The organism is Ligilactobacillus equi DSM 15833 = JCM 10991 (assembly GCF_001435735.1).
GTDB lineage: Bacteria > Bacillota > Bacilli > Lactobacillales > Lactobacillaceae > Ligilactobacillus > Ligilactobacillus equi.
Genome location: NZ_AZFH01000055.1, coordinates 1 through 7937, shown reverse-complemented (window position 1 = coordinate 7937; position 7937 = coordinate 1). Strand labels below are relative to the sequence as shown.

Below are 7937 nucleotides of genomic sequence, written 5' to 3'. Positions count from 1 at the left end.
TTAAAATTCATATGGTAGTAAGTATTAATGGCTTAATTTTGAAATACGAAGTTACACCTGCATCAATCAATGACGCCAAAGTAGCTTCAGAATTAATAGCTGACTGCCCATGTTCTCAAGTTTTAGCGGACGTTGGCTACATTGGTGAAAAGATAGTCCAAGAATTTAGAGAAATGGGTTATCAATTATGGACACCGTTTCGGTCTAACATGAAAGGTGCCAAACGGCACAATAATTCATTACTTAATCAAATTCGCCGAAGAATTGAAACGTGCTTTTCACAGTTGAAATTATACGGTAGCGAAGAGACTCATAACCGTAGTTTAGAAGGGTTTCAAGCCGATTTTGAATCAATCATAACACTGTACAATTTACAAAAAATGGAAGTATTACAAACTAGCAATTAGCGTAACTTATCATATTTAGTAATTGTGAGGGAAAGAATATGATTAACGATCATTTAGAGCCAGGGATTAATCGTAAGGTGGCCGTGGCGGAATTGTTAAGTATTAAAGGTGATGGTCTAGTCGATGAGCTCGCCCAACGTTTAACCTACCAACGTCGGCAGGTTTTAGAAGCCATTACGAGCTTACAGAAATTAGGGGCGCAAATTAAGTTGGATAACGATTATGTGTTTAATGCAACGTCTGGTACTCAGATGTCCCAAATTATTTCTAAAGTCTACCAAGAATCCAAGGTATTACAGTATTTGCGTTATGCTTTTTTAGAAGGGCCAACTTTAAGTAATGAGCGTGTCCAAGAGGTATTAGGTGTGGCGCAAGCTAGTATTTATCGCTTACGCAAAAAAGCTGGCTTAATCTTAGAATCTTATGATTTACAGTTAGTAAAAAATGAGATTCAAGGTAATGAACTTTCCAAACGGACGTTAATCGCCCTCCTAAGCCATCGTTATGGGATAACAGTGTATACTAATAGCCAGAATACTGAAAAACTTGTTCGCAAATGGATTATTGCTAATAATAAGCAAGTAACAGAGGTACTTTTGGAGCAGACCCGCCTCCAGGTTGGATTTTTTGAACGCTTATTGGTAGTGGGGCTTTGCCGTCGGGAGGAAAGTTCTAAGCTTGATTGGTCAGATGATGCCTTAGATAATTTCAAAAACTGGTGGGTCTATGATGCCATTAAGACCAGTATGAATCAGTATCTGCCTTATAAGTTAACCGAAAAAGACTATGAGTACGCCTTATATTGTTATATAACGACTGATAATTATCTCTTGATGGATAAGTGGACCCCAGAACGTTTTGAGGAAGGGTATGACAAGATTTATGCAATTCCTAAATATGCTAAAATTGCGGAGATGTTTACGGAATTCTTTGAGGTTGATTTCTTTAAATCAGATTATTTACGGAAGCTGATTTTAGAAATTTTCAAGGTTACTTTTTATGAAAATTTTGTGTTTCGCCCTGATTTTTATGCGGAAGAAAGAATAATTCAACACAGTAAAATCTCTAAGGTAATTTTGGATAAGTTGGAACAAATCGCTCAAAAGACTTTTAAGCGAAAGTTACCTGCAGCGGTGAATCATAAGACGGCCATGTACATCCAAGGTTATCTCTTTTTGCATGAGGATTTTCAATGTACGAGTTGGATCGTTGGTATGAGTCAGGTGATGCACCAAGCGATTGTCGAACAGGCTAATTTACGCTATGAGGGCAGTTTTAAAGGGATTACCTATTTTGCTCCGGGTCAGAACCGTTGGAGCCAATTAATTACCGATAAACCGGAAATTATTTTGGTGTCACCACATTTGAGTGCTTATGTACGTAGTCTACCTTTAGGGCCAAAGACGACGGTGATTGATATGAGTTTGTCTAGTGTTATCGATAATTTTGAAGCGATTGAACAAGCTTTTCGTCAGAAGCGTCGACAGGAATTTTATGAACTAATCCCGCGCCGGTTTGGTAATAAGGAAGTACCTGATTTTGAATAGGTGGCAACAGTTAGCAGAAGCTAGCGTTCTTTTTTAGTACAATTAGGTATTAGTTTAGGTCCCGAATTTGCCGGATTAGCAATGGCTTTATCTTCAATTAGTGTGGTAGGTTCGTCGTTGTTATTAAACCAAGTTAAAATAGGTGAAAATTAGTGTCAAAGCTCTTAGTGTAAAATTGTTCTCGGTTAGTCACCGGGAACTTTTTTGATTTGTATTTAATATTTTAAATTTCTGTTGACAAGTGTACACAGAAAGGGGTACCATATCCCCTTCTTCTCTCAAACAAAACCAACAGAAAGGACACGGTACCCCATGCTGCTAGAATAAAAAATGATGAACTTAAGTAGGAAGCACGAAATTACTCAAAAAAATTGACAGATACCTGACAAGGTCAGTCTGAAGATGCTCAGTTACGATGATGTGGTGACTAAGAATGTGACTGAATACTTACAATCACAATTAGAAACCAACTTACCTGGATTGACTGTGGAATTAAATAACATTCCTAAGGCTACAGCAATTCAACGTTACATGGACGGCGAATTTGACTTTGGTTTGTTAGGTTGGGGGGCTGACTATGCTGATCCAACCACTTTCTTGAACTTACTAACTGTTGATGGTTCAGGTAACTATGGCAAGTGGGATAATCAAGAGTTCAATAACTTGATGAATGTCGAAAAGACCACTAATGTTAACAACGAGTCTAAACGTTGGGATGACTTAGTAAAGGCAGCAAATGTCGTTAATGATACAGCAGTAATTTCACCGCTTTATCAACCAACTTTAGCGACAATGGTTAAGTCTAAAGTTCAAAATGTCGGTTACGACAATTTCGGACACTTTATCTTCCGGGATATGTCAGTTAAATAATACAAGCAATGGCTAGAAATCTGATTTCTAGTCATTATTTGTTGCATACCGCTTGCTTCTTGTGCAACCTTAGTCTTTTTAATAGCCGATTAAACTTTGAAAAAAATAATTTCCGAAAAGTAAGTAATTTTTATTGACAATAACAAAAATGTGAATATAATTAAAACTATCAACTAACAAAGGAGGATATATTTATGATTATAACTAACCGATTGAACAGCCAAATGACTATGATGACATGCTGCATGATGTGTAGCATGCAATTTGGCGTACAATCGAATAATCATAATGTGTCCCTAATCAGTTGACTAAATTAAAAAAAGATGTGAATTAACGGGTGGACCATTATCGTGGTTCACCTTTTTTTTTCAGGAGGGATGTTTCATGTCAGATAATTTTAAATTAGTTTTGGGTAAAACAGGTTTGGATAAAGCGACGGTTGTTTTAAATCTAGGTTGTCCTGATAGTCGACAATGGTTTGAAAGTAACTTTGAAGCACATGAGAAAGCTGCAAAAGAAGGCCAAGAGTTATTAGAACTTTATTTCTGGAATAAGGATAAAGAACCACTAAGAAATGGGAATATCGCAAACGATTATATCGATTATGATGATCCTAAAAAAGCATTGGCTTACATTAAAGCAATCTATGAGGTTCAAGATACACTTAATGAACAAGAAGATGTTGAAGACTATCTCAAAGAAAATTTTGCTGATTTGATTGCTACAACAGTAAATAAGGCTCAAATTAAGACTTTGCAATATGTTATTGAACATAAAATTGAAAGTCTACCAACGTTACTAATAAATGATGTCATAAAATAAGGGAGCGGATGTCCATGAGTAGACAAAGAAATAAGAAAACGACACTTTGGTTAACTTTTTGGCGGGGCAATACTCGTGGAGGTAAGGCTTGCATGTGTGTGGGTAAAGGAGAAGAAAACACACATTAAACAAGCGAGGTCTTATCTATGAAAGTTATTAACAAAATTCCATTTACCAGTCAGTTACTAATTGCCTTAGTCCTAGGAATTATAGCCGGAAAGCTACTGCCCCAGATTATTAAGTTTTATGATCTTTTAGGGACCTGGTTTTTGAATAGTATTACCATGGTTGTTTTACCCTTGATTTTTCCAACGGTAACTTTAGCGGTTGTAGGGATTTTTAAACAGAGAAATTTTGGCCGAGTTTTGGCTAAAGTTTTTATCTATTTCTTCGTAATAACTACTACGTTAATCTTTATTTTTCTTGCGGGTAGTTACTTTAGTCATCTAGGTAAGGGAGTGAACAATGTAACTTCAACAGCTAGCATTAAGGAAATTGGGGACAAAATCGATTTATGGAACTTTTTAAATGAAATTGTTCCATCAAATATTATCGCTTCTTTTGCTTCTGGCAGTCTACTATCGTCCATTGTTTTTGCGATTGCTTTAGGCTTAGGGATTGGTGCTTATGGCGTTGATAAAGCCGATTTGGTAGTCAAATTTTTTAAGGCTTGGGTAGGAGTTATATATAAAATCACAGACTTTATCATCAAGGTTTCACCAATTGGGATTTTTGGTATCATTGCAGCTGATGTTACCAAAGTAGGTTGGTCAAGTTTATCATCTTTAGCCGTTTTTGTTGTTGAGTTATATGTAGCTTATATAATCTTGGCAGTGGTGATTTTCCCACTTATCGCACTATTATTTCAAGTTTCTTACTTAAATATTTTAAGAAGCATCAAGGATTTACTATCGTTAGCGTTTTTTACGGGGTCATCAAGTGTGGTTTTACCTAAGCTTTTGGAACGTCTCAAAGAAAATGATCAAGAAGACAGTTTGAGTGATTTTATAGTTCCTTTGGGCTATACCTTTAACTTAAACGGAGCCGTAGTTTACTTAGCGGTTGCGATAGCCTTTATTGCTAATATTTATGAAATAAATTTAACTTGGACAACGATTATTTCTTTAACAGTCTTGTTAACTTTTATCAGTAAAACCATTGCCACGGTTCCCTCCGGTGCGATAGTGGTCTTATTAGCTACTGCTTCACAACTTGGTTTACCTAAAGAAGGGGTAGCTTTAATCTTTGCGGTTGACTTTTTTGCAAATGCTGGGCGGACAGCGCTGAATGTTTTAGGTAATACTTTAGCAGCTAAGATTTTAAGTAAGCAAAGTAAGGTAAGACCAGTCAAGGTTTTGCAAACAAAGATTGCACATGACTAAATAATGGAGGATTTGAATATGACAGAAGCAAAAGTATACGTCTTACATGAAAACTACGAATGGACACAACATTTAGAAAAAAGACTAATTGAACAGAAGGTGCCTTATGAATTATGGGATTTATCAGAAGGTGTCTTAGATTTATCGAAACAACCACCTAAAGGAATCTTTTATAACCGGATGTCAGCATCGTCGCATACTAGAAATCACCGTTTTGCACCTGAGTTCTCACAGCAAGTTATTAAATGGTTGGAAGATAATGGACGCGTGGTTTTAAATGGTACTACTGCGATTGACCTTGAAATCAGTAAGGTTAAGCAATATTTAGCTCTTCAAAAAAGTGGCATTAAAACACCTAAAACGATTGCTACGATTGGTAAAAAGTCAATTGTCGAAGCAGCCAAAAGATTAGATAAATATCCCTTTATTACCAAACATAACCGAGCTGGTAAGGGTGCAGGAGTATACCTATTTAACTCTTTAGCCGAGCTTGAAGTTTATGTAAATAGTGATACTTTTGAAGAGCCAGTTGATGGGATAACCTTATTACAAGAGTACATTAAACCAAACGACGGTCGGGTTAAGCGTTCTGAATTTATCGGTCAAAAGTTCTTATACACAGTTTCCATTGACTCTAGTCAGGGCTTTGAATTGTGTCCTTCTGACGAATGCCAAATTGGTCAAAAAGAAGAAAAATTTCAGATTATTGATCCACTTGAAAGTAAGCAACGTGAAAGCTACGAATATTTCTTACATGAAAATGGTTTAGATGTAGCGGCTGTGGAATGGGTGGAAGATGGAAACCACCAAATTTATGTCTATGATATCAATACTAATACTAACTATAACAATACTGCCGAAGAAAAGGCGCAAATCTTCGCTCACAAGCATTTAGCAGCTTACTTAAAGGAACAGCTCAGCCAAAACGAGAGGGAGTAGTATGAAAAAACGAATTTTAAGTGTAATAGCATTAGCAACATTAGGTCCGCTTTTGGCTGCTTGTTCTAATGAGAAGAACCAAGGTTCTGACAAGCAAGTTTTGAATTGGAGCATTCAAGCTGAACTTCCGACAGCGGACCAATCGCTTGCTTCTGATGCCGTTAGCTTCAGTATTTTAAATAACATTGGCGAAGGGCTTTACCGCCTAGATAAAAATGAAAAGCCAAAGCCTGCATTAGCTACTAAAACTGAGATTACAAATGAGGGTAAAACGTATACTTTTAATTTGAGAAAAGGAACTAAGTGGTCTAATGGAGATGAGGTTACAGCAAAAGATTTTGTCTATGCTTGGCAAAGAACAGTTGATCCAAAGACAAACTCTCAATATGCCTATGCTTTTGATGCAGTAAAAAATGCTCCAGCAATTTCTAAGGGTGAAAAAAGTCCACAATCATTAGGCATTAAGGCCCTTGGAAAGTATAAACTGCAAGTTAACTTGACAAGAAGAGTTCCATATTTTCAGCTTTTGATTTCAAGGCCAACTTTCTTCCCACAAAATCAAAAGGCAGTTGAAAAATATGGAAAAAAGTATGGCACAGCTTCAAAATACTTGGTAACTAATGGACCATTTACATTGAAAAATTGGTCAGGCACAAGTCTAACTTGGAAGTTGGTCAAGAATAAATCATATTGGGATACTAAAGATGTGAAACTTAGTGCTATTAACTTTAAGGTTACCAAGGCTACCACAACTTCATATAACTTATACCAAACTAATAAGCTAGATGAAACATTGCTAGATTCAGAACAAGCCAAGCAATTAGTCAAAAATCCAGCTTACACAGTTTGGAAGAATGCCCGGACGCAATATCTTGAGTTTAACCAGACACAAAAGCAATTCCAAAATAAGAAGATTCGTCAGGCAATCTCCTATGCAATAAACCGTGATAATTTGACGAAAAATGTTGTAGGAGCAGGAAGTAATAAGGTTACTGGGATTGTGGCCGACGGGACGGCTAGTTTTAAGGGTGTAGACTTTGCCAAAGCGGCTAAAACTGCTGACGGTACGACTTATAATAGAGAAAAAGCTAAAAAACTTTGGGCAGAAGGTTTAAATGAATTAGGAGTAGATTCGGTGCAATTTACCTTATTGGGAGATGATACAGATGTTTCTAAGAAGGTTGCGGAATATATCCAAAGTCAGTTAAACGAAACTTTGCCAAATATTAAGGTTAGTGTCGCTAACGTTCCTTATAAAACACGGTTAGCTCGTTCAACAGCAGGTGATTTTGATGTGGTAATCAGTGCTTGGGGTGCAGATTACGCTGACCCAATCAGCGATTTAGAACTCTTTACGACTGATAATGCTTGGAATCACGGAAAGTGGGAAAATGAAGAATACAACCATTTAATTGATACTTCCCAAACAGAAGGAAATAAAGCTAAACGGTGGCAACTTTTAGTTAAGGCGTCAAAACTTTTAGACCAAGAACAAGCTATCGTTCCGCTTTTCCAAGAAAATCAAGCAGCCTTAGTCAAAAAACAGGTGCATGGATATCTTTATCACCCTGCAGGAGTTAAGTTTGATTTTAAAGAAGCTTATCTCAAATAATTATTTACTCGGACTCTGGAAATTCTGGAGTCTTTTTGGTGATTATATAAAGATTGCTAATCTTCAAAAATGCTCTTTTGGTTTGCAGTTAATTTTCATTGTGATTTTTACAGGTGTGATTGGCCTTATTGTGGGCTATATTAATGAAACTAAGGCGGATGTTTCTATCATGGCAGGTTGGCTAATACATGCTTTTGCTAATTCGTGACGGGGACATTAGCAGCGTTTATGTTAATTTAAAATAGGTGTCTTTTTATTGGTAACAATGCTTAGTGTAAAATTGTTCTTGGTTAGTTGAAGTACCTTATAATTGTTAGACAAAATCTAACGATTATGAGGTGCTTTTTATATGACTAAA

8 protein-coding genes and 1 pseudogene are annotated in these 7937 nt (G+C 36.5%); all 9 read left to right on the top strand.

Annotated elements, in window-relative coordinates; translation table 11 throughout:
• Nucleotides 1–407 (top strand): transposase (locus FC36_RS05285; protein ID WP_156409516.1); only part of this gene is annotated, 407 nt, incomplete at its 5' end.
• A gap of 38 nt (nt 408–445) precedes the next feature.
• The gene (locus FC36_RS05280; RefSeq protein ID WP_025021479.1) at nt 446–1954 is read left to right on the top strand and encodes a helix-turn-helix domain-containing protein; all 1509 of its coding nucleotides are present in this window, start codon (nt 446–448) and stop codon (nt 1952–1954) included.
• A 36-nt stretch (nt 1955–1990) separates the two neighbouring features.
• Nucleotides 1991–2107, top strand: a pseudogene (locus tag FC36_RS12465) (copper-transporting ATPase); the annotation flags it as partial.
• A 249-nt stretch (nt 2108–2356) separates the two neighbouring features.
• A complete protein-coding gene (locus FC36_RS05275) occupies nt 2357–2824 on the top strand; it encodes an ABC transporter substrate-binding protein (RefSeq protein ID WP_025021478.1) in 468 nt (155 codons plus the stop codon).
• 384 nt (nt 2825–3208) lie between these two features.
• Nucleotides 3209–3646 carry a thioredoxin domain-containing protein gene (locus FC36_RS05270; RefSeq protein ID WP_023860288.1) on the top strand — a complete coding sequence of 146 codons (438 nt, stop codon included), beginning with the start codon at nt 3209–3211 and terminating at the stop codon, nt 3644–3646.
• A 146-nt stretch (nt 3647–3792) separates the two neighbouring features.
• Nucleotides 3793–5028, top strand: a complete 1236-nt coding sequence (locus tag FC36_RS05265) for a dicarboxylate/amino acid:cation symporter (protein ID WP_023860287.1) — start codon at nt 3793–3795, stop codon at nt 5026–5028.
• 18 nt (nt 5029–5046) lie between these two features.
• Complete coding sequence (locus tag FC36_RS05260) at nt 5047–5967, top strand: ATP-grasp domain-containing protein (RefSeq protein ID WP_035191367.1); 921 nt, start codon at nt 5047–5049, stop codon at nt 5965–5967.
• Nucleotide 5968: 1 nt separating this feature from the next.
• A complete protein-coding gene (locus FC36_RS05255) occupies nt 5969–7579 on the top strand; it encodes a peptide ABC transporter substrate-binding protein (protein ID WP_023860285.1) in 1611 nt (536 codons plus the stop codon).
• Nucleotides 7551–7787 (top strand): hypothetical protein, encoded by a 237-nt coding sequence (locus FC36_RS05250; protein WP_025021477.1) that lies wholly within the window; start codon nt 7551–7553, stop codon nt 7785–7787. Before FC36_RS05255 ends, FC36_RS05250 begins: the two co-directional genes overlap by 29 nt.
• Nucleotides 7788–7937: the final 150 nt, after the last annotated feature.

Excerpts from the sequence above, each read along its gene's own strand:
- FC36_RS05280 (WP_025021479.1), top strand. The coding sequence starts at position 446 with ATGATTAACGATCATTTAGAGCCAGGGATTAATCGTAAGGTGGCCGTG.
- FC36_RS05275 (WP_025021478.1), top strand. The coding sequence starts at position 2,357 with ATGCTCAGTTACGATGATGTGGTGACTAAGAATGTGACTGAATACTTA.
- FC36_RS05270 (WP_023860288.1), top strand. The coding sequence starts at position 3,209 with ATGTCAGATAATTTTAAATTAGTTTTGGGTAAAACAGGTTTGGATAAA.
- FC36_RS05265 (WP_023860287.1), top strand. The coding sequence starts at position 3,793 with ATGAAAGTTATTAACAAAATTCCATTTACCAGTCAGTTACTAATTGCC.
- FC36_RS05260 (WP_035191367.1), top strand. The coding sequence starts at position 5,047 with ATGACAGAAGCAAAAGTATACGTCTTACATGAAAACTACGAATGGACA.
- FC36_RS05255 (WP_023860285.1), top strand. The coding sequence starts at position 5,969 with ATGAAAAAACGAATTTTAAGTGTAATAGCATTAGCAACATTAGGTCCG.